Annotated in this window: 18 protein-coding genes; 14 read left to right on the forward strand and 4 right to left on the reverse strand. The window is 71.4% G+C overall.

All coding sequences use genetic code 11. The features are described 5' to 3' along the window. Positions 1–534 (forward strand): cell division protein DivIVA (locus tag NH339_RS08725; protein WP_253024438.1); only part of this gene is annotated, 534 nt, incomplete at its 5' end. Positions 535–735: 201 nt separating this feature from the next. Here the strand turns inward: NH339_RS08725 and ileS are convergent. Then, positions 736–3,966 carry an isoleucine--tRNA ligase gene (gene ileS, locus NH339_RS08730; RefSeq protein WP_253024450.1) on the reverse strand — a complete coding sequence of 1,077 codons (3,231 nt, stop codon included), beginning with the start codon at positions 3,964–3,966 and terminating at the stop codon, positions 736–738. 286 nt (positions 3,967–4,252) lie between these two features. Between ileS and NH339_RS08735 the strand changes: the two genes are divergently transcribed. The 3 genes from NH339_RS08735 to NH339_RS08745 are packed head-to-tail and all read left to right on the forward strand — an operon-like array spanning position 4,253 to position 6,182. Then, the gene (locus NH339_RS08735; protein WP_253024451.1) at positions 4,253–4,654 is read left to right on the forward strand and encodes a TraR/DksA C4-type zinc finger protein; all 402 of its coding nucleotides are present in this window, start codon (positions 4,253–4,255) and stop codon (positions 4,652–4,654) included. Positions 4,655–4,689: 35 nt separating this feature from the next. Next, positions 4,690–5,244, forward strand: a complete 555-nt coding sequence (lspA, locus tag NH339_RS08740; RefSeq protein ID WP_253024452.1) for a signal peptidase II — start codon at positions 4,690–4,692, stop codon at positions 5,242–5,244. After that, the gene (locus tag NH339_RS08745; protein ID WP_253024453.1) at positions 5,241–6,182 is read left to right on the forward strand and encodes an RluA family pseudouridine synthase; all 942 of its coding nucleotides are present in this window, start codon (positions 5,241–5,243) and stop codon (positions 6,180–6,182) included. The genes lspA and NH339_RS08745 overlap by 4 nt, the downstream gene beginning before the upstream one ends. Before the next feature lie 120 nt (positions 6,183–6,302). On the opposite strand, the gene NH339_RS08750 is transcribed toward NH339_RS08745, so the two are convergent. Then, a complete protein-coding gene (locus NH339_RS08750; RefSeq protein WP_253024454.1) occupies positions 6,303–7,271 on the reverse strand; it encodes an endonuclease domain-containing protein in 969 nt (322 codons plus the stop codon). A gap of 167 nt (positions 7,272–7,438) precedes the next feature. Between NH339_RS08750 and NH339_RS08755 the strand changes: the two genes are divergently transcribed. The 5 genes from NH339_RS08755 to NH339_RS08775 all read left to right on the forward strand — a co-directional run bounded on the left by NH339_RS08755 (position 7,439) and on the right by NH339_RS08775 (position 14,763). Continuing rightward, complete coding sequence (locus NH339_RS08755) at positions 7,439–8,665, forward strand: pyridoxal phosphate-dependent aminotransferase (protein WP_067858238.1); 1,227 nt, start codon at positions 7,439–7,441, stop codon at positions 8,663–8,665. A gap of 111 nt (positions 8,666–8,776) precedes the next feature. Beyond that, positions 8,777–9,757: an ATP-binding cassette domain-containing protein gene (locus tag NH339_RS08760; RefSeq protein WP_253024455.1), complete on the forward strand. Its 981-nt coding sequence runs from the start codon at positions 8,777–8,779 to the stop codon at positions 9,755–9,757. Beyond that, entirely contained in the window at positions 9,754–10,557 is an 804-nt protein-coding gene (locus NH339_RS08765; RefSeq protein WP_253024457.1) for an ABC transporter permease, read from the forward strand. Before NH339_RS08760 ends, NH339_RS08765 begins: the two co-directional genes overlap by 4 nt. 127 nt (positions 10,558–10,684) lie before the next feature. After that, entirely contained in the window at positions 10,685–14,239 is a 3,555-nt protein-coding gene (gene dnaE, locus NH339_RS08770; RefSeq protein WP_253024459.1) for a DNA polymerase III subunit alpha, read from the forward strand. Between the two features lie 11 nt (positions 14,240–14,250). Continuing rightward, positions 14,251–14,763: a hypothetical protein gene (locus NH339_RS08775; RefSeq protein WP_253024461.1), complete on the forward strand. Its 513-nt coding sequence runs from the start codon at positions 14,251–14,253 to the stop codon at positions 14,761–14,763. Here NH339_RS08775 and ybaK read toward each other — a convergent pair. Next, a complete protein-coding gene (gene ybaK, locus NH339_RS08780; RefSeq protein WP_253024463.1) occupies positions 14,729–15,220 on the reverse strand; it encodes a Cys-tRNA(Pro) deacylase in 492 nt (163 codons plus the stop codon). The two genes, NH339_RS08775 and ybaK, sit on opposite strands and share 35 nt — an antisense overlap. Continuing rightward, on the reverse strand, positions 15,210–16,412 hold the full coding sequence (locus NH339_RS08785) for a benzoate/H(+) symporter BenE family transporter (RefSeq protein ID WP_253024465.1): 1,203 nt from the start codon (positions 16,410–16,412) through the stop codon (positions 15,210–15,212). The genes ybaK and NH339_RS08785 overlap by 11 nt, the downstream gene beginning before the upstream one ends. Before the next feature lie 43 nt (positions 16,413–16,455). On the opposite strand from NH339_RS08785, the gene hisD reads away from it, so the two are divergent. The 5 genes from hisD (at position 16,456) to NH339_RS08810 (ending at position 22,297) form a co-directional block, all read left to right on the forward strand. Then, on the forward strand, positions 16,456–17,769 hold the full coding sequence (gene hisD, locus NH339_RS08790; RefSeq protein WP_253024467.1) for a histidinol dehydrogenase: 1,314 nt from the start codon (positions 16,456–16,458) through the stop codon (positions 17,767–17,769). Next, positions 17,766–18,893, forward strand: a complete 1,128-nt coding sequence (locus NH339_RS08795; RefSeq protein ID WP_253024469.1) for a histidinol-phosphate transaminase — start codon at positions 17,766–17,768, stop codon at positions 18,891–18,893. Before hisD ends, NH339_RS08795 begins: the two co-directional genes overlap by 4 nt. Next, the gene (hisB, locus tag NH339_RS08800; protein WP_253024471.1) at positions 18,890–19,492 is read left to right on the forward strand and encodes an imidazoleglycerol-phosphate dehydratase HisB; all 603 of its coding nucleotides are present in this window, start codon (positions 18,890–18,892) and stop codon (positions 19,490–19,492) included. The genes NH339_RS08795 and hisB overlap by 4 nt, the downstream gene beginning before the upstream one ends. Beyond that, the gene (gene hisH, locus NH339_RS08805; protein WP_253024484.1) at positions 19,492–20,142 is read left to right on the forward strand and encodes an imidazole glycerol phosphate synthase subunit HisH; all 651 of its coding nucleotides are present in this window, start codon (positions 19,492–19,494) and stop codon (positions 20,140–20,142) included. Before hisB ends, hisH begins: the two co-directional genes overlap by 1 nt. An 856-nt stretch (positions 20,143–20,998) precedes the next feature. Then, positions 20,999–22,297, forward strand: coding sequence for a DUF222 domain-containing protein (locus tag NH339_RS08810; RefSeq protein WP_253024486.1), 1,299 nt, complete (start codon positions 20,999–21,001; stop codon positions 22,295–22,297). Positions 22,298–22,332 lie beyond the last annotated feature (35 nt).

Here is a 22,332-nt window from a genome sequence, read left to right on the forward strand (position 1 = left end):
GAGCCCGCTCCCGCCCCGGCCCCCGCGCCGGTCGTGGCCGCCACCCCCGAGCCCGCGCAGACCCGCGCGAGCAGCATCGGCGAGGCATCCACCGCCGCCGCGCGCCTGCTCGAGATCGCGTCCACCAACGCCGACCAGCTCATGGAGCAGGCGAAGGAGGAGGCCGACCGCATCGTCGGTGAGGCCCGCACCAAGGCCGAGCGCCTGACCAACGAGTCGCGCGGCAAGGCCGACCGCCTCGAGACCGACGCCCGCATCCGCGCGCAGAAGCTCGACGAGGAGACCAACGAGCGCCGCCAGCAGGCCGTCGCCGCCATCGAGCGGGAGCGCTACGAGCTCCAGCGCGAGGTCGAGCACCTGCGGGCCTACGAGCGCGAGTACCGGGCCCGGCTCAAGAACTACTTCCAGAGCCAGCTCGACCAGCTCGCGGCGAACGAGAACACCCCGGCTGCCGCCAACCAGGGCCAGAACGACGGGTCGCCCCGCCGCCTGCGCTCCCTGCTCGGCGACGAGGACAGCAACGCCTCGCTCTGACACCAGCACGACGAAGGCCCCCACCGTCCGGTGGGGGCCTTCGTCGTCCCCGACCGAAGATTCCCAGGTCGACCTGGGAATCTCCGCGGACCACGGGAAACTCAGCGAGGCACGGAGAGCAAGCCGTGCTTGGAGGAGATTCCCGTGCCCGGTGGGGAGATTCCCAGGTCGACCTGGGAATCTCCCCACCTGTGCAGGGCGTCAGGCCCTGACCACGGCGACCCGGGCGCTGGCGCCGGTGACGTCGATGCTCGTGCCCTCGGCGAGGTCGCCGAGGTGCACCGACGTCGCGAGCGTCTCGCCCGCCACGAGCGACTCGTGGGTGCGGACCGCGTCGAGGACGGCGGCGTCGCCGTCCACGTGCAGGACGATCCGGTCCGAGACCGACAGGCCGGCGTCGCGTCGGGCCTGCTGGACGCCGCGCACGACGTCGCGAGCCAGGCCCTCGGCCTCGAGCTCGGGCGTCACGGTGGTGTCGAGCGCGACGAAGCCGCCGCGGGGGAGCACCGCGATCTCGGTGCCGCCCGACGCGCCCGCCACCTGCTCGAGGGTGAACTCGCCCTCCTGCAGCGCGATGCCGCCGGACGTGACCGTGCCGTCGTCGGCCACCGACCAGTCGCCCGACTTCGACCCCTTGATCGCCTGCTGCACGTCCTTGCCGAGACGCGGACCGGCGACGCGGGCGTGCACGGTCAGGCGCGACGTCAGCCCGTGCGCGGCGGCCTCCTCGGAGTCGGCGGCGACGAAGCGGACCTCCCGCACGTTCAGCTCGCGGGCGACGACCTCCTCGAACCCCGACAGTGCTGCAGGGTCGGGCACGGCGACCTCGAGCAGGGGCAGCGGCAGCCGCACGCGCAGCGCCGCCGCCTTGCGCAGCGCCGAGCCGGCGGAGCAGACCTCACGCACCTGGTCCATCGCGTCGACGAGGGCGTCGTCGACGACGAACGCGTCGGCGTCGGGCCAGTCGGTCAGGTGCACCGAGCGCCCGCCGGTGAGGCCGCGCCAGATCTCCTCGCTGACCAGCGGCAGCAGCGGCGCGACGACGCGGCACACCGTCTCGAGCACGGTGTAGAGGGTGTCGAACGGCGCGCGCTGCTCGTCGGTCAGCTCGCCCTCGGCGTCGGACAGCCAGAACCGCTCGCGCGAGCGTCGGATGTACCAGTTGGTCAGGACGTCGAGGAACTCGCGCGTCGACTCGCAGGCCTCGGCGATGGCGTAGTCGTCGAGGTACGTCGTCATCTCGCGCACCCAGCGGCCCAGCTTCGCGACCACGTAGCGGTCGAGCGGGTCAGCCGGAGCCGCGTCCAGCGGACGCGCGTCGTACCCGGCCGCGTTCGCGTACAGCCCGAGGAACGCCCAGCTGTTCCAGAGCGGGATCATCACCTGGCGCACGCTGTCGCGGATGCCCTGCTCGGTGACCACCAGGTTGCCGCCCCGCAGGATCGGCGACGCCATGAGGAACCAGCGCATCGCGTCGGCGCCGTCGCGGTCGAAGACCTCCGAGACGTCCGGGTAGTTGCGCAGCGACTTGCTCATCTTGTTGCCGTCGGAGCCGAGGACGATGCCGTGGCTGACGCACGTCTCGAACGCGGGCCGGTCGAACAGCGCCGTCGCCAGCACGTGCAGCGTGTAGAACCAGCCGCGCGTCTGGCCGATGTACTCGACGATGAAGTCGGCCGGGAAGTGTCCCTCGAACCACTCGCCGTTCTCGAACGGGTAGTGGTTCTGCGCGAACGACATCGACCCGGAGTCGAACCAGACGTCGAGCACGTCGGGCACGCGGCGCATCATCGACGTCCCGGTCGGGTCGTCGGGGTTCGGACGCACCAGGTCGTCGACGTACGGACGGTGCAGGTCGGGCACGCCGTCCTTCAACGGCAGCGTGCCGAAGTCGCGCTCGATCTCCTCGAACGAGCCGTAGACGTCGATCCGCGGGTACGCGGGGTCGTCGCTCTTCCACACCGGCACGGGGGAGCCCCAGAACCGGTTGCGGGTGATCGACCAGTCGCGCGCGTTCTCCAGCCACTTGCCGAACTGTCCGTCGCGGATGTGGTCGGGCACCCAGCGGATCTGCTGGTTCAGCTCGACCATGCGGTCCTTGAAGGCCGTCACGCGGACGAACCACGACTCGACGCCCTTGTAGATCAGGGGCTGACGGCAGCGCCAGCAGTGCGGGTAGGAGTGGTCGTACGTCTCGCGCCGCAGGAGCAGCGTGCCCGACGTGACCGCGCCCGTGGCGTTCTTGAGGTCGTCGATCACGTGCGGGTTCGCGTCGAAGACCTGCATGCCGGCGTAGTGGCTGACCGGCTCCGTGAACCGGCCGTCCTTCGCCACGGGCATGACCGGCGCGATGCCCTCACGGTCCGTGACCTCCTTGTCGACCTCGCCGAACGCGCCGGCGCTGTGCACCAGCCCGGTGCCGTCGGTGGTCGTGACGGCCTCGTCGGCCGCGACCACGCGGAACGCGTTCTCGTGGTCGGCGTAGTAGGAGAACGGCGGCGCGTAGACCAGGCCGACGAGGTCGGCGCCGGTGCCGCGCCACACGACGGTCGGCTCGTCGCCGAGCTCGCGGGCGTACGCGCCCAGGCGCGCCTCGGCGAGGACCAGCCGGGTGTCGCCGTGCTCGACCGCGACGTAGTCGATGTCGGTCCCGACCATGACCGCGAGGTTCGACGGCAGCGTCCAGGGCGTGGTGGTCCAGATCATCAGGCGCGCGCCCTGCAGCTCGCCCGGCGTCGTGATCGCGAAGCCGACGGTGACCGCCGGGTCCTGACGGTTCTGGTAGACGTCGTCGTCCATCCGCAGCTCGTGGTTCGACAGCGGCGTCTCGTCGTTCCAGCAGTAGGGGAGCACCCGGAAGTCCTCGTACACGAGGCCCTTCTCGTGCAGCTGCTTGAACGCCCAGATGACCGACTCCATGTACTCCGGGTTCAGCGTCCGGTAGTCGTGCTCGAAGTCGACCCAGCGGGCCTGGCGCGTCACGTACGCCTCCCACTCGCCGGTGTACTTCAGCACCGACGCACGGCACGCCTCGTTGAACCGGTCGATGCCCATCGCGACGATCTCGTCGGTCGTCTTGATGCCGTTGAGGCGCATCGCCTCGAGCTCGGCCGGCAGCCCGTGGGTGTCCCAGCCGAAGCGACGCTCGACCCGGCGGCCGCGCATCGTCTGGTAGCGGGGGACGAGGTCCTTCACGTAGCCCGTCAGCAGGTGCCCGTAGTGGGGCAGGCCGTTGGCGAACGGGGGACCGTCGTAGAAGACGAACTCGTTCGAGCCGTCCTCGCCGGGGTCGCGGGCGTCGACGCTCGCGCGGAAGGTGCCGTCGTCCTTCCAGTACGCCAGGACACGCTCCTCGATGTCGGGGAAGCGCGGCGTGGAGGGGACGTCGCCGGCGGGCTGGTCGAGGCCCGTCTGCGCCTTGGGGTACGTCATGCGGCTGCTCCTGGAGGGGTCGTTCTCTGCCTCGAGGACGACCCTGGGGAGGACCGCGGTACCACCTCGGTTGCCGCCGCCGGACCTGCCGACCGCGACCACTCGTCGAACGGCTGTGACGGGCCACCCGTCCGGTTCTACTGAGGCCTCGGGGGAGGCCCGTTCTTCCGGAAGCTCGCCGCTGATGACGGCTCGGACGCTGCTGGAGCCAGCGTACTCCGCCCGTCGACGCGACCGCGCCCTGGGCGAAGTTGTGCCTCTAGGGGCCCGGGTCTACTGTTCCCGCATGACCGAGACCACCCTGGCCGTGCGGGGCGACGAGGATCCCTGGACCTCCGACGAGACCGCGGCCGTCCGCGCCGAGCTGGAGGACGACCTCGTCCGGCTCCGCAAGGAGCTCGACCTCTCCGCCAAGGAGCTGCAGGACCTGCTGCGCGACGGCGTCGACGGCGCCGGCAACGACCAGGCCGACGTCGGCTCCACGAGCCTCGAGCGGGACGCGGAGATGTCGCTCGCCGCGAACCAGCGCGTGCTCCTGCTGCAGACCGAGAAGGCGCTCGACCGGCTGGGCAAGGGCACGTACGGGGCCTGCGAGACGTGCGGCGAGCCGATCGGCAAGCTGCGCCTGCAGGCCTTCCCGCGCGCCACGCTCTGCAAGGCGTGCAAGCAGCGCGAGGAGCGTCGCTGACCCTGCGCGTGGGTCCCCGTGGGACGATGACGGCGATGCCTGAATCCTCCGAAGCGGCCTCCGTGCCCACGCCCCGTCGTCGGGTCGTGCCGCTGTTCCTCGCCGTCGTCGCCGTCGCCTGGGTGGTCGACCAGCTCACCAAGGTGCTCGCCGTCGACCGGCTCGCCGACCGCGCCGAGCCGATCCGCCTCGTGCCTGGCGTGCTCGAGCTGACCTTCCTGCGCAACCCTGGCGCGGCGTTCGGCATGGGCGCCTCCATGACGGTGCTGCTCAGCCTGGTCGCCGTCGCGGTCTGCGTCGCCGTCGTGCGGCTCGCGGCCCGACTGCGCGACCGGGTCTGGACCGTGGCGCTGGTGCTGCTGCTCGCCGGCGCGCTCGGCAACCTCACCGATCGCGTCTTCCGCGATCCCGGACCCTTCCGGGGCCACGTCGTCGACTTCATCGACTACGGCGGCCTCTTCGTCGGGAACGTCGCCGACATCTACCTGACCGTCGCGGCCGTCCTCGTCGTCATCCGCACCTGGCAGGGCGTCGGCATCGACGGCACCCGGGCCGAGGCGGACGAGTCCGGCGCGAAGGACCGCGCATGAGCGCCGAGGTCGGGCAGGAGCACCGGGTCATCTCGGTGCCCGAGGGCCTCGCCGGTGAGCGGGTCGACTCCGCCCTCGCGCGTCTGCTGGGACTGTCGCGCACCCGCGCGAGCGAGCTGGTCGCCGAGGGCCACGTGCTCCTCGACGGCCAGGTGCCGCAGAAGTCCGAGCGCGTCGAGCCCGGCGCGCTGCTCGAGGCCACCATCCCCGCGCCCCGGGTCGCGACCGTCGTCGCCGAGCAGGTCGAGGGCATGAGCATCGTCTACCAGGACGACGACATCGTCGTCGTCGACAAGCCCGTCGGCGTCGCCGCCCACCCCAGCGTCGGGTGGGAGGGGCCCACCGTCGTCGGGCACCTGGCCGGCGCCGGTGTCCGCATCTCCACGTCGGGCGCGCCGGAGCGGCAGGGCATCGTGCAACGGCTCGACGTCGGCACGAGCGGCCTCATGACGATCGCGAAGTCCGAGCGGGCGTACAGCGTCCTCAAGCAGGCGTTCCGCGACCGCACGGTGGAGAAGACGTACCACTCGCTCGTGCAGGGCCACCCCGACCCGCACACGGGCACGATCGACGCCCCCATTGCCCGGCACCCGAAGCACGACTTCAAGTTCACGGTGCGCGCCGACGGCCGGCCCAGCGTCACGCACTACGACACGCTCGAGGCGCACCGGTTCGCGTCGCTGCTGACCATCAAGCTCGAGACGGGACGCACGCACCAGATCCGCGTGCACATGAGCGCGCTGCACCACCCCTGCGTCGGCGACCTGCAGTACGGCGCCGACCCGACGCTCGCGGCCCGGGTCGGGCTCGACCGGCAGTGGCTGCACGCCGTCCACCTCGGCTTCGACCACCCGACCACGGGCGAGCGCGTCGACTTCGAGAGCCCCTACCCGGCCGACCTCGCCCACGCCCTCGACGTCGTCCGCGACGCCCACTGACCCACCCTCACCACCCTCACCACCCTCACCACCCTCACCACCCTCATCCCCACCCCGCTGAGTGTGACGTTTGCGGGGTGGATCCGCGCTTTTCGGCCCGCAAACGTCGCACTCAGCGGGTCAGAGCCAGGGGCGGGCGCCCGGCCAGGTGGACCACCACGGGGGAGGGTCGAGCGTCCAGCGACGTCGAGACGTGCGGGCGGCGTCGAATCGGCCTCGGACGATGCGCGCGCTCAGGCCCCACCGATCGCGATGGTCGAGGGCCGTCGCGCGCACGACCACGCACCCGGCGCGCTCGAACGCCTCCTCTCGACGGTTGTCGAGCGTGTGCTGCTCGATCTCACGGTGCCCGGCCCCGTCGGTCTCGACCACCAGTCCCGTCTCGGGGTCGACGAGGTCGGCGACCCCGAACAGGGCACCGTCGAGGTCGAAGAGTGGAGCGTTGACCCGAAGGCCCGTCAGACCTGCGTCGAGCTGGGCGACGAGCCGGGTGCGGGTCTCGGCGGGGCTGGCAGAGCGTTCGGAGGCGAGGTCGAGGGCCCCGCGGACCTGCACGACTCCGCGGACCTTGACGTGACGAGCCTCGACCCGACGCACGGCGTCCAGCGTCGTACGGGGCCGGCGGTGCGTGCCGCTGACCGCCATGTCGATCGCGACGACGGCGGCCCGCAGGTCCGGTGCCGTACGCGCTTCGTCGAAGGCGGCTCGAGCGAGCGTCGTCACAGCGACACGCTCCCCGACGTCGACCGCCGTGAGCTCCTCGGCAAGGATCCGGCCGCGGAACGGCGTGACCACGTCGCGACGTCGGAGCTGGGTGCCGGGCGAGCAGTGGACCAGCGCCGGCCGCACCCCGTCGCCGGTCCGCCCGTCGAACCAGTCGTTGCCCTGGAGGAACAGCGAGGCCCAGCCGCCGAGCGCCGTGCCGGGGAGAAGCAGCCCGACGGCGTCGTCGACCCGCTGCACGTGCGCGGCCGCGTCGAGCCCGGCTGGCCGCAACAGCCCATGGGCGCGGCGCTCCATCGTCGGACCGCGGGCCACGTCGGGGGTCAGGCCCGTCCGAAGGTGGTGCGCGGTGCGACGTGCGTGCATGGTCCCACCGTCGCGTCGACGTGGCGCGCGGTCATCCCGCCGTCCACACCCCGCTGAGCGTGACGTTCGCGGGCCGATTCCTGGGATTCTGGCCCGCGAACGTCACACTCAGGGGGAGGGGCGTCACACTCAGCGGGGTGGGGAGGGGCGTCTGGGAGGATGACGGCATGCCCAGCCAGCGTGTGCGCCAGTCCGAGAAGCTGAGGGACGTCCTCTACGACATCCGCGGACCCGTGAGTGCCCGCGCCGCCGCCCTGGAGGCCGAGGGGCACCGGATCCTCAAGCTCAACATCGGCAACCCGCAGCCGTTCGGGTTCGACGCGCCCGCGGAGATCCTGCAGGACGTCATCGCCGCCCTGCCCGACTCCGCCGGCTACTCCGACTCGCGCGGCATCCAGTCGGCCCGTCGCGCCGTCGTGCACCACTACCAGCTGGTCGACGGCTTCCCGGCGCTCGACGTCGACGACGTGTGGATCGGCAACGGCGTCTCCGAGCTCATCCAGATGGCCCTGCAGGCGCTGCTCGACAACGGCGACGAGGTGCTCATCCCCATCCCGGACTACCCGCTCTGGACGGCCGTGACCAACCTGGCCGGCGGCACGCCCGTGCACTACCGGTGCGACGAGCAGAACGAGTGGAACCCCGACCTCGAGGACCTCGAGTCCAAGATCACCGAGCGCACCAAGGTCATCGTCGTCATCAACCCGAACAACCCGACGGGTGCGGTCTACTCGCGGGAGACGCTCGCCGGCATCGCCGACCTCGCGCGCCGGCACGGGCTCGTCCTCATGGCCGACGAGATCTACGACAAGATCCTCTACGACGACGCCGAGCACGTCTCGCTCGCGACGCTCGCGCCCGACGTCCTCACGCTGACCTTCAACGGCCTGTCCAAGGCCTACCGGGTGTGCGGCTACCGCGCGGCGTGGCTCGTGGTCACCGGACCCCTCGAGGGCGCGCGCGACTACCTCGAGGGCATCACGCTGCTCGCGTCGATGCGGCTGTGCCCCAACGTCCCGGCCCAGAACGCCATCCAGGTGGCGCTCGGCGGGTACCAGAGCATCAAGGACCTCGTGCTGCCCGGCGGCCGCCTGGTCGAGCAGCGCGACACCGCCGTCAAGGAGCTCAACGCCATCCCGGGCGTGTCCGTCGTGGAGCCCAAGGGCGCCCTCTACGTGTTCCCGCGGCTCGACCCAGAGGTGCACGAGATCCGCGACGACCAGCAGCTCGTCCTCGACCTGCTCCTCAAGGAGAAGATCCTCCTGACGCAGGGCACGGGCTTCAACTGGCCCGACCCCGACCACCTGCGCATCGTCACGCTGCCGTGGGCGCAGGACCTGCGCGACGCCATCCAGCGCCTCGGCAACTTCCTCGCCAGCTACCGCCAGGACTGAGCCCGTTCGGGGTCCGGATCTCATCCCTTCGGACGATGAGTTCTGTCGGCGCGACAGGGCATGATCGTCCCCAGGTGTTCCATCCCGGAACACAGGGCGGAGAGATGGTTGATGGCCGACATGATCCGGGCCACCGGGCTCGTCAAGCGCTACAAGGGGGTCGAGGCGCTGTCCGGACTCGACCTGTCGGTGCCAGAGGGCACCGTCCTGGGCCTGCTCGGTCCCAACGGGGCGGGCAAGACCACCGCCGTGCGCATCCTCGCCACGCTGCTCAAGGCCGACGGCGGCACCGCCGAGGTCGCCGGGGTCGACGTCGCGAAGGACCCCGAGGGCGTCAAGGCGCGCATCGGCCTCTCGGGCCAGTACGCCGCCGTCGACGAGTACCTCACCGGCTTCGAGAACCTCGACATGATCGGCCGGCTCTACGGCATGGGTCGCGCCCAGGCCCGCGACCGCGCACGCGAGCTGCTGGAGCGCTTCGACCTCGCCGACGCGGGGGACCGGCCCTCCAAGACCTACTCCGGCGGCATGCGACGCCGCCTCGACCTCGCCGGCGCGCTCGTCGCGGCCCCGCCGGTGATCATCCTCGACGAGCCGACCACCGGGCTCGACGTCCGCGCGCGGCAGCAGATGTGGGGCGTCATCCAGGAGCTCGTCCGCTCGGGCGCCACCCTCCTGCTCACCACGCAGTACCTCGAGGAGGCCGACGTGCTCGCCGACGAGATCGTCGTCATCGACTCCGGCCGTGCCATCGCCCGCGGCACCGCCGACGAGCTGAAGGCCCGGACGGGTGGCGAGCGGGTCGAGGTCGTCGTCGCCGACCCCGCCGACCGCGACGCCGCCGCCCGGCTCCTCGCGACCGTCGCCACGGGGGAGGTGCAGGTCGACGCGAACGGCCGTGGCCTGTCCGCGCCCGTCACCGACGGCGTCGCGCGGCTCGCCACCGTCCTGCAGGCCCTGCAGGAGCAGCAGCTGGCCGTCGTCGACGTCGGACTGCGCCGTCCGACGCTCGACGACGTCTTCCTCAGCCTGACCGGTCACGCGACCGCGTCGGACACCGCCACCGACCAGAAGGACGAGGCCACCGCATGAACGCCACCCGGGTCGTGAGCGACGGCTGGGTCGTCGCCAAGCGCAACGTCATCAAGATCAAGCGGGTCCCCGAGATCCTCGTGTTCGTCCTGATCTCGCCGATCATGTTCGTCCTGCTGTTCGCGTTCGTCTTCGGCGGCGCGATCGACGCGGGCGAGGGCCTGAACTACCGCGAGTTCCTCATCGGCGGGATCTTCGCCCAGACCGTCGTGTTCGGCGCGACGTTCACGGGTGCGGGCCTGGCCGAGGACATGCAGAAGGGCATCATCGACCGCTTCCGGTCGCTGCCGATGTCGCCGTCGGCCGTCCTCGTGGGCCGCACGACGTCCGACATCATCTACAACGTCCTGTCGCTCGTCATCATGGCGCTCACCGGCCTGCTCGTCGGCTGGCGGGCGCGCGAGGGCGTCCTCGACATGCTGGCCGGGTTCCTGCTGCTCCTGCTGTTCGCCTACGCGGTCAGCTGGGTCATGGCCTGGGTGGGGCTGATCGTGCCGAGCGTCGAGGTGATCAACAACGCCTCGTTCATCGTCATCATGCCGCTCACCTTCGTGTCGAACGCCTTCGTCCCGACGCAGGACTTCAACTCCTTCCTGCGCCCGTTCGTGGAGTGGAACCCGGTCTCGGCGGTCACCCAGGCGTGCCGCGAGCTGTTCGGCAACGTGCCCGCGGGCCCGGTCGACAGCACGGCGTGGAGCCTGCAGCACCCGGTGCTGTACACGCTGCTCTGGGTGGTGCTGATCCTCGTGGTCTTCGTGCCGCTCTCGATCCGCCGCTACCGGGTCTCCGCCGCGCGCTGAGGCCCGATCCCGACCCGTCCCCGCGTGTGCTGGCGGGACGGGTCGGGACCCTCGCGTAGGCTGGCCTCCTTCCCCTCCACCGCCCCTCGGGGCCGTCCGTCCGCCATGTCTGGAGGCGCATCACCCGATGCCGAGCGACTCGTCCTTCGTGCACCTGCACAACCACACGGAGTACTCGATGCTCGACGGTCACGCACTGCTCGACGGCATGTTCGCGCGCACCGCCGAGCTCGGCATGCCGGCCATCGCGATGACCGACCACGGCAACGTGCACGGCGCCTACGACTTCTGGTCCAAGGCCCGCAAGCACGGCGTCAAGCCGATCATCGGCATCGAGGCCTACCTGACGCCCGGCACGCACCGCAGCGAGCGGCGCAAGGTCAAGTGGGGCCGTGGTCTCACGGGCGACGAGGAGGAGGGCGGCAAGGACGTCGCCGGTGGCGGCGCCTACACGCACATGACGATGCTGGCCTCCACGACGGAGGGCATGCACAACCTCTTCCGGCTGTCGTCGCGCTCGAGCCTCGAGGGCTACTACTACAAGCCCCGCGCCGACCGCGAGCTGCTCGCCGAGTACAGCTCCGGGCTGATCGCCACCACGGGCTGCCCGTCGGGCGAGGTCCAGACCCGGCTGCGGCTCGGGCAGTACGACGAGGCCGTCCAGGCGGCGTCGGACTTCCAGGACATCTTCGGCAAGGGGAACTTCTTCCTCGAGCTGATGGACCACGGCATCCCGATCGAGCGTGAGGTCCGCGACGACCTCCTGCGCCTGGGCAAGCAGCTCGGGCTGCCCCCGGTGGCCACCAACGACTGCCACTACACGCACCCCGAGGACGCCGACGCGCACGACGCGCTCATCTGCGTCGCGTCGGGCAAGTCGATCGCCGACCCGAAGCGGCTCAAGTTCGACGGCGGCGGCTACTACGTGAAGTCCGCGGCGGAGATGCGCGAGCTGTGGGAGGACCGCTACGGCATGAAGGAGGCGTGCGACAACACGCTGCTCATCGCCGAGCGCTGCGACGTCGAGTTCTCCGAGAACACCGGCGGCTACATGGCACGGGCCGACGTCCCCGAGGGCGAGACCGAGGAGAGCTGGTTCGTCAAGGAGGTGTGGCGCGGGATCGAGTCGCGCTACCCGGGCGACGCGCTCACCCAGGAGGTGCGCGACCGCGTCGAGATGGAGCTCGAGGTCATCAAGACCAAGGGCTACTGCGGCTACTACCTCGTGGTCGCCGACTTCATCAACTGGTCGAAGGACAACGGCATCCGGGTCGGTCCGGGTCGTGGCTCCGGCGCGGGCTCGATCGCCGCGTACGCGCTGCGCATCACCGACCTGTGCCCCCTCACCCACGGCCTGATCTTCGAGCGCTTCCTCAACCCCGAGCGTCCGTCGATGCCCGACTTCGACATCGACTTCGACGAGCGTCGGCGCGCGGAGGTCATCCGGTACGTCAGCGAGAAGTACGGCAACGACCGCGTCGCCTACATCGCCACCTTCGGACGGCTGAAGTCCAAGGCCGCCATCAAGGACGCCAACCGCGTCCTCGACTACCCGTTCAGCATGGGCGAGCGGATCAGCAAGGCGCTGCCCGCCGACATCATGGGCAAGGGCGTGCCGCTCAAGCAGCTTTTCGACCCGAGCCACAAGCGTTACAACGACGGCAAGGAGTTCCGCGAGCTCCACGAGAGCGACGCCGAGGTCCGCAAGATCTACGAGACGGCGCTCGGCCTCGAGGGCCAGATCCGCAACTGGGGCGTGCACGCGGCCGGCGTCATCATGAGCAGCGAGCCGCTCGTCGACATCGTGCCGATCATGCGTCGCGAGCAGGACGGCGCGATCATCACCCAGTTCGACTACCCGATGTGCGAGTCGCTCGGGCTGGTCAAGATGGACTTCCTGGGTCTGCGCAACCTGACGGTCCTCGACGACGCCCTCCTCAACATCAAGGCCAACCGGGGCGAGGAGGTCGTCCTGGAGGACCTCACGTTCGACGACCCGGCCACCTACGACCTGCTGTCGCGTGGTGACACGCTCGGCGTGTTCCAGCTCGACGGCGGCCCGATGCGGGCCCTGCTGCGCAGCATGCGTCCGGACAAGTTCGAGGACATCTCGGCCGTCGGCGCGCTGTACCGCCCCGGACCGATGGGCGCGGACTCGCACAACAAGTACGCGCGGCGCAAGAACGGCCGCGAGGCGATCGAGCCGATCCACCCCGAGCTGGAGGAGCCGCTCAAGGACGTCCTGGGGGAGACGTACGGCCTGATCGTCTACCAGGAGCAGGTGATGGAGATCGCCCAGGTCCTGGCCGGGTTCAGCCTCGGACAGGCCGACAACCTGCGTCGCGCGATGGGCAAGAAGAAGAAGGAGGAGCTCGACAAGCAGTACGCGGGCTTCCAGGCCGGCATGCTCGAGCGCGGCTACTCCCAGGCGGCCATCACCGCGCTGTGGGAGATCCTGCTCCCGTTCTCCGACTACGCCTTCAACAAGGCCCACTCCGCCGCGTACGGCGTCATCTCCTACTGGACCGCCTACCTCAAGGCCAACTACCCGGCCGAGTACATGGCCGCGCTGCTCACGAGCACCCGCGGCGACAAGGACAAGTCGGCCATCTACCTCGCGGAGTGCCGCCGGCTCGGCATCCAGGTGCTGCCGCCGGACGTCAACGACTCCGTCTCGAACTTCGCCTCGGTGGGCGAGGACATCCGCTTCGGGCTCAGCGCCGTGCGCAACGTCGGCGAGAACGTCGTGGCCGGCATCGTCGCGGGCCGGGAGGAGAACGGTCCGTACCAGGACTTCACCGACTTCCTCGACAAGGTGCCCACGCACGTCTGCAACAAGCGCGTGCTCGACTCCCTCATCAAGGCCGGTGCGTTCGACTCGCTGGGCCACCGTCGTCGCGCCCTGACGACGATCGCCGAGGACGCGGTCGACCAGTACATCGACCTCAAGCGCAACGCCGCGATCGGCCAGGACTCCCTGTTCGGCGGGATGGACGACGCGTTCACGGGCGTCACCGTCAGCGTGCCGGACATGCCGGAGTGGGAGAAGACCCAGCTCCTCGCGTTCGAGCGCGACATGCTCGGCCTCTACGTCTCCGACCACCCGCTCATGGGGCTGGAGCACGTGCTGAAGGCCAGCAGCGACTGCTCGATCGGCGACCTCATCGCCGACGCCGAGCGCCCCGACGGCACGACCGTGCGGGTGTGCGGCCTGATCACCGCGGTCCAGCGCCGGCTCAGCAAGAAGGGCGACACCTGGGCGCTCGTGACGGTCGAGGACCTCGACGGCAGCATCGACGTGATGGTCTTCCCCGGCGCGTACAACCTCGCCGCGCCCGTGCTCGTGCCCGACACCGTCGTGGTCGTCAAGGGACGCCTGCGCCGCAAGGACGACAGCGTCGAGCTCAACGCGCTCGAGGTGACCATGCCGGCCATGGGCTCGGGCGGGCAGGCCGACGCCCCCGTCGTCGTCACGCTGCCGGTCGCACGGTGCACGAGCGACACCATCGGCACGTTCAAGCAGGTGCTGGGCAGCCACCCCGGCATGACCGAGGTGCACCTGCGCCTCGTCGGCACCGGTACCACCAAGGTCATGCGTCTTGACGACAGCCTGCGGGTCAAGCCGTCCTCGTCGCTCATCGCCGACCTCAAGGAGCTCCTGGGGCCGCATTGCCTGGGATGAAGGGATCAGGAATGAGGCGCACGGTCGTGCAGGTGGTCGCCCTGGTGGGGGTCCTGCTCGTGCTCGCGGGAGGTGCCGCGGCGCTGTGGGTCGCGCTCGCGTCGCCGCCGCAGTGGGAGGTCACGCAGCAGGGTGTCGTGCTCACCGAGGAGGCCTCGGGTGCCCAGGTCGGTGTCGAGCTGTTGTTCGTCGCCCTGGGGGCGGCCGTGGGAGCGCTCTGGGGCCTCGTGGCCGGCTTCGTCCTGCGCCGTCTCGGCTGGGTCGTCGTGCCGCTGACCGTCGCGGCCACGCTGGCCGCGTCGGTGCTCACCTGGCGCCTCGGTGTCGAGCTCGGTCCGGAGGGCCCCCTGGCGTCCCGCGACCTGCCCATCGGCACCCGGATCCCGGCCCAGCTGGCCGTCGACTCGCCGGCGTCCTTCGTGGTGTGGGCGATCGCGGGGCTGGTCGGCGTCTTCGTCGTCACCTGGGCGGCCGGACGACGCCCCGACGTCAGCGAGCGATCGGCCCCGGCGCTCCACCCGTGAGTCGCAGCAGGTCGGTGGGGGAGAGCTCGATCTCGAGCCCGCGCCGCCCACCCGACACGTGCAGCGTGTCCCACAGCTCCGCGGTCTCGTCGACGACCGTGCGGTGCGCACGCTTCTGGCCGAGCGGCGAGATGCCGCCGACGACGTAGCCGGTGGCCCGCTCGGCCCGCGCCGGGTCGGCCATCGCGGCCCGCTTGCCGCCGAGCGCCGACGCGAACGCCTTGAGGTCGAGCTGGAGGGTCACGGGCACCACCGCGACGCAGAGCTCACCGTCGACGTCGGCGAGCAGGGTCTTGAAGATGCGGTCGGGCTCGACGCCCAGCGCCTCGGCCGCCTCCCAGCCGTACGACGTCGAGCGAGGGTCGTGGACGTAGCGGTGCACCTGGTGCTCGACCCCGGCACGCAGCACGGCGGCGAGCGCCGGCGTCGCCTCAGCGTCGGACGTCCTACGCGCCATCGGCGGCCTCCTCGCGCTCCGTGGGCGCTGCGGCGCGTCGTTCCAGCGTCGCCCGCACGACGAGGCCGACGACGAGCGCCCAGAACGCCGCCCCGACGCCGAACAGCTGCAGACCCGACGCGGCGACGAGGAACGTGACGGTGGCGCTCGTGCGTCCGGCGTCGGTGGCGAGCGCGGCGACCATCGACGCGGCGAAGGTCGAGAGCAGCGCCAGGCCGGCGACCGTCTCGACGATCCCGGCCGGCGCGGCCTCGGTGACCGCGACCAGCGCACCGGAGGTGAGGGCGAGGAGCAGGGCGACGAGGCCGGCCGTGAACGCCGCCACCCAGCGGCGCTCGCGTGGACCCGCCCCGTCGCCCGCGGCCAGCGCAGCCGAGATCGCGGCCAGGTTGATGGCATGACCGCCGAACACGGCCGCCGCCGACGTCCCCGCCCCGGTCGTGACCATCGACGCGCGCCACGGCACGGTGAACCCGAAGCTGCGCATCACGGCGACCCCCGGCACGTTCTGCGAGGCCAGGGTGACGACGGTCAGTGGCACGGCGATGCCGACCACCGCCGCGACGGTGAGCGTCGGGGTCGTGGGCTCGAGGCGGGGGAGGAGGTGCCCGGTGGGCACGGAGGTGCCCGTCGTGGCCAGGGAGACGCCGATGACGACGAAGGCGGCGAGCAGCGCCAGCGGGACCGCCCAGCGGGGCGCCCACCGGGTCGCGAGCAGCCACACCAGCACGACCGGGCCGACCGCGGCGGGCGCGTCCGCGAACGCGGTGAACGGCGCCAGGCACAGCTGCAGCAGCACCCCGGCCAGCATCGCCTGCGCCAGCGGCACCGGGATCGCAGCCGCCAACCGACCGAGCCAGGGGACGAGCCCCGTGAGGGCGAGCAGCACACCGGTCAGCACGAACGCGCCGACGGCGGCGGGCCAGCCACCCTCGACCGGTCCGGTGCTCACGAGCAGCGCCGCGCCCGGCGTCGACCACGCCAGCGTGACCGGCAGGCGGGTCCACAACGCGAGCCCCGACATGAGCAGACCGAACGCGACCGTGAGCGACAGGAGCCCGCTGGCCGCCTCGTCGGGCGAGGCGCCGACGGCACGCAGCCCCGCGAGCACGACCGCGAACGACGACGTGAACCCGACCACCGCGGTGACCACGCCGGCCACGATCGGCTGCTGCAGGTCGCGGGACGTCACGGGGCCTGATCCTAGGCGCAGGGCCAGTCCCTAGAATCAGTGCGTGATCAGACGCCTCGACCTCCGCACCGACCCGACCGCCGAGCTGCCCCGCGCGCAGCAGGACGTCGAGCACGCGCTGCACGTGGTCGGGCCGCTGTGCGACGACGTCCGGGCCCGCGGCGAGGAGGCCGTGCTCGAGTACGGCGAGCGCTTCGACGGCGTCCGTCCCGCGTCGCTGCGCGTCGCGCCGGAGTACCTGGAGAAGGCGCTGGGCGACCTCGACCCCGCGATCCGCGCCGGTCTGGAGGAGTCGATCGCCCGGCTGCGCACCACGTGCGAGGCCGAGCTCGAGCAGACGGTCGTCACCACCGTCGCCCCGGGCGCCACGGTCGAGCGGCGCATCGTGCCCATGCAGCGCGTGGGCCTCTACGTGCCCGGCGGACTCGCCCCGCTCGTCAGCACCGTCGTCATGAACACCGTCCCGGCACAGGTGGCCGGCGTCGGCTCGATCGCCCTCACCTCGCCCCCGCAGGCCGAGTTCGACGGCCTGCCGCACCCCACGATCCTCGCGGCGTGCGCGCTGCTCGGCATCGACGAGGTGTACGCGGCCGGGGGAGCGCAGGCCCTCGCGCTGCTCGCCTACGGCAGCGTCGCCACGGGCGGCAGCGTGCGGCCCGTCGACCTCGTGACCGGACCGGGGAACATCTACGTGGCCGCCGCCAAGCGCTACCTGCAGGGCACGGTCGCCATCGACTCCGAGGCCGGCCCCACCGAGATCGCCGTCATCGCCGACGACACCGCCGACCCCGCCTTCGTCGCGGCCGACCTCATCAGCCAGTCCGAGCACGACCCGATGGCGGCCAGCGTGCTCGTCACGCCCAGCGACGCGCTCGCCGACGCGGTGACCGCCGAGCTGGAGCGCCAGGTCCCGACTGCCACGCACCAGGCGCGCATCAGCACGTCGCTCGCCGGACCGCAGTCGGCGATCGTGCTGGTCGCCGACCTCGACCAGGCTGTCGACGTCGCCAACGCGTACGCCGCCGAGCACCTCGAGATCCAGACCGCCGACGCGGCGGGCGTCGCCGCACGCATCGTCAACGCCGGGGCGATCTTCGTCGGCGCGTGGACACCGGTCTCCCTCGGCGACTACGCCGCCGGCTCCAACCACGTGCTGCCGACGGCCGGTTGCGCCTGCCACTCCTCCGGTCTCTCGGTGCGCGCGTTCTGCAAGAACGTGCACGTCGTCACCTACACCGAGGCCGCCCTGCGCGAGGTCGGGCACCACGTGGAGGTGCTGGCCGCCGCCGAGGACCTCCCGTCGCACGGTGCCGCCGTCGCCGTGCGCACCGCCCGGCCGGCGTCCGACGCGCGATGAGCGTCCCCGAGCCCGATCGCCGCCCACGGCCCGGCACCCCCGCCGAGTGGCTGCCGATCCGCGACGAGCTGCGCGACGAGGAGCCGTACGGCGCGCCGCAGATCGACGTGCCGGTGCGGCTCAACACCAACGAGAACCCGTATGGGCCGAGCGAGGCGGCCGCCGCCGACGTCGCCGAGGCCGTGCGCGCCGCCGCGCTCGACCTCAACCGCTATCCCGACCGCGAGGCCACCGCGCTGCGCGAGGGGCTCGCGGCCTACCTGTCGCGGGACACGCCCGGTGTCGACCTCGACGCGTCGCGCGTGTGGGCCGCGAACGGCTCGAACGAGATCATGCAGCAGGTCCTGCAGGCGTTCGGGGGGCCGGGGCGCACGGCGCTCAGCTTCGCGCCGACCTACTCGATGTACCCCGAGTACGCGCGCAACACCCACACCCGCTGGGTCGCCGGACGTCGGCGTGACGACTTCGGCATCGACGTCGCCGCCGCCGTCGCGCTCATCGAGGCCGAGCAGCCCGACGTCGTGTTCCTGACGTCGCCGAACAACCCGACGGGCACCGCGCTCGACCCGGCCCACACCCGGGCCGTGCTCGACGCCGCACCCGGCATGGTCGTCGTCGACGAGGCCTACGCCGAGTTCCGGCGCGCAGGCACGCCCAGCGCGCTCGAGCTGCTCGCCGACCACCGACGGTTGGTCGTCACGCGCACCATGAGCAAGGCGTTCGCCCTCGCCGGAGGCCGCCTCGGGTACCTCGCCGCGCACGCCGACGTCGTCGACGCCCTGCGCATCGTGCGGCTGCCGTACCACCTGTCGTCGGTCACGCAGGCCACCGCGCTGGCGGCGCTCCAGCACACCGACGAGCTGCTCGCCAACGTCGACGCGCTGCGGGTCGAGCGCGACCGCACCGCCGACCGGCTCCGCGAGCTGGGCCTCACCGTCGCCGACTCCGACGCCAACTTCGTCCTCTTCGGCACCTTCGAGGACCGGCACGCCACCTGGCAGGCCCTCGTCGACCGTGGCGTGCTCATCCGCGAGACCGGACCCCTAGGATGGCTGCGCGTCTCCATCGGGACGCCGTCCGAGATGGACGCGTTCTTCACGGCACTCCAGGAGGTCATCGCATGAGCAGCAGGGCTGCCCGCATCGAGCGGAAGACCTCGGAGTCGCACGTCGTCGTCGAGCTCGACCTCGACGGCACCGGGAAGCACGACATCTCCACCGGCGTCGGCTTCTACGACCACATGCTCACGGCGCTGTCGCGGCACTCGCTCATCGACCTGACGGTCCGCACGGAGGGCGACCTGCACATCGACGCCCACCACACGGTCGAGGACACCGCCATCGGCATCGGCGACGCGTTGCGCGAGGCGCTCGGCGACAAGGCCGGCATCACCCGCTACGGCACCGCGACCGTCCCGCTCGACGAGGCCATCGCCACCTGCACGGTCGACGTGTCCGGTCGGCCCTACTTCGTGCACACCGGCGAGCCCGAGCGGCAGATCACCGTCGTCATCGGCGGCGACTACTCCGGCTCGCTGACCTCGCACGTGTTCGAGTCGATCGCCCACCACGCGGGCCTGACGATGCACATGACGCTCACCGCCGGCCGCGACCCGCACCACATCGCCGAGTGCCAGTTCAAGGCGCTCGCGCGGGCACTGCGCGAGGCCGTCGCGATCGACCCTCGGGAGACGGGCATCCCGTCGACCAAGGGGGCGCTGTAGTGCCGACCGCGACGTCGCGGCCCACGGTCGCGGTGCTCGACTACGGCTCCGGCAACCTGCGCTCGGCCGTCCGTGCGGTCGAGCGCGCCGGCGCCGACGTCACGCTGACGTCCGACCCGGCGGTCGCCGAGTCGGCCGACGGCCTGCTCGTGCCCGGCGTCGGGGCGTTCGCGGCCTGCATGGAGGGGCTGCGCGCGGTCGACGGCGAGCGCATCATCGAGCGCCGGCTCATCGCGAACCGTCCCGTGCTGGGCATCTGCGTGGGCATGCAGATCCTCTTCGGCGAGGGCATCGAGCACGGTGTCCGCTCCGTCGGCTGCGGCGAGTGGCCCGGCACGGTCGAGCGCATCCAGGCCCCGATCGTCCCGCACATGGGCTGGGACACGGTCCAGGTGCCCGAGGGCTCGAGGATGTTCGCCGGTCTCGAGGACGAGCGGTTCTACTTCGTGCACTCCTACGGTGTGCGCCGGTGGGAGCTCGACGTCGAGGGCACGTCGTTCACCGCCCCGCGGGTCACGTGGACCGAGTACGGCGGCGACCGCTTCGTCGCCGCCGTCGAGAACGGGCCCCTCTGGGCCACGCAGTTCCACCCGGAGAAGTCCGGCGACGCCGGCCGCCGCCTCCTGGAGAACTGGCTCGCCACCTTCTGACCTGCATCCGCTGGTCGACGCGTCCGCTGGTCGAGTAGTCAGGACGGCGAGCGCCAGCGAGCACGTGCTGACGTATCGAGACCACTCGGCAGCAGCCCGGCGCGGGCCGACCCCCAGCGACGGCTTGGAGTGGTCTCGATACGTCGCCACACGTCTCGTCCCTCGGCGGAGGCGACTACTCGACCAGCGGATGGTTCCGCTGGTCGAGTCGTCAGGACGGCGAGCGCCAGCGAGCTCGTCATGACGTATCGAGACCACCCGGCAACGGCCCAGCGCGGGCCGAGCCCCAGCGTGAGCGTGGAGTGGTCTCGATACGTCCGACCGCGCTCCTTCGTCGCCGCTCGGCCTACTCGACCAGCGAGTCATTCCGCTGGTCGAGTAGTCAGGATGGCGAGCGCCAGCGAGCACGTGCTGACGTATCGAGACCACTCGGCAGCAGCCCGGCGCGGGCCGACCCCCAGCGTGGGTGTGGATTGGTCTCGATACGCCCGGAGCACGCTCGTGCCTCACGGCTCCGCGCTACTCGACCAGCGGAACGCTCCGCTGGTCGAGTAGTCCGAGCGAGCCTGCGAGGCTCGGACGTATCGAGACCACCCGGCAGCGGATCAGCGCGGGCCGAGCCCCAGCGCGGGTGTGGAGTGGTCTCGATACGCCCGGAGCACGCTCGTGCCTCACCGCTCCGCGCTACTCGACCAGCGGATGGTTCTGCTGGTCGAGTAGTCCGAGCGAGCTTGCGAGGCTCGGACGTATCGAGACCATCCGGCAACGGCCCAGCGCGAACCAGCAGAAACCCCACTGTCCACAGGAGTTTTCTGGGCTGGAGGGGGGTGTCGGAGGGGGTGCCTAGGTTGGAGACATGAGCCCCACCGACACCCTCCTGGCCGACGCACTCGATGCGTCGCGTCGGGTGTGGGCGGGTGAGGCGGAGCAGGCTCGGGCGGTGCTGCGGTTCGTGGAGACCCGCCGCACCGACGCCCTCACCCAAGGGTTGAGTGCCCGTCAGGTCGAGGACGCCCGGCAGGTCGCCATCCTGGAGGCCGCCCTCGAGCTGCATCTCGCGCAGGGGTTCGTGGCGAACCTGGTCTCGGCGACCCGCACCCTGGTGGTGGACCTCCCCGTCGTCTGGGCTGGCCACCTGCGGGGTGAGGTCGATCGGGCCAAGGCCCGCGAGATCGCCTCCACCGCATGGAAGCTGCATGCGCCGGAGAACATCACCCGGCTGGACGAGACCGTCCTCGCCTACGCCACCAGCCACACCCTGGGGCAGTTGAAGGGGTGGCTGCGTCGGTTCCTCATCCGGGTCGAGCCCGACTACGCGATCGAGCGCCGCAAGACCGCCCAACAGGACCGCAACGTCACCATCACGGCCCTGGATGACGGGATGAGTCTGCTGCAGGCCCTCATCCCCACCACCGACGCCCTCCTCATCGACCGGGACCTCACCCTCGCAGCGAAGGCCTCCCGCCACGCCACCACCGACGATGACCGGACGCTGGCCCAGGCCCGCGCCGACGCTCTCGTCGACACCCTCCTGCGCAAGGACGTCACCGCGACCACGTCGGGGCGTGGTCGGTTCCACGTCGGGATCACCGTCTCCCTGGCCACCCTGCTCGGCCTCTCGAGTGAGCCGGGCGTCTCTGCGGATGGGCAGCACGTCCTCGACCCTGGCCTGCTCGCCGAGCTCGCCGCTCAGGACGGGACTCTGTTCTCGCGGTTGTTGACCGATGAGCACGGCGGCATCCTCGACGTGACCGAGCTGGGCCGCTTCCCCACCCAGCCCCTACGCAGGGCGTTGAACCTCATCGACGGGACCTGCGACGTTCCCGGCTGCACCCGACCCGCCACCGGCTGCGACGTCGACCACCAGATCCCCCACGACCCCGACCCACCACCCGGACAACCACCAGGTCAGCAGCGCGGACCCACCACCGCAGCCAACCTGCACCACCGCTGTCCACCCCACCACGGCCTCAAGACCCGCGGAGCGTTGACGGTCACCCACGACGAGGACGGCAACGCCCACTGGCACCTACCCACCCGCACCATCGAGGCCGAGACCGCGTTCACCCGCGCCTGGACCCGACGAGACCGCACCATCCAGTTCGTCGAGATCCGCCACACCCACCCCGACCACATCCAGTACCGACCCCGATGACCCGGGGCGCGGTCACCTGCGAACGGGCGTCGATA

The organism is Aeromicrobium sp. CnD17-E, assembly GCF_024124745.1.
In the GTDB taxonomy this organism is placed as follows: domain Bacteria; phylum Actinomycetota; class Actinomycetes; order Propionibacteriales; family Nocardioidaceae; genus Aeromicrobium.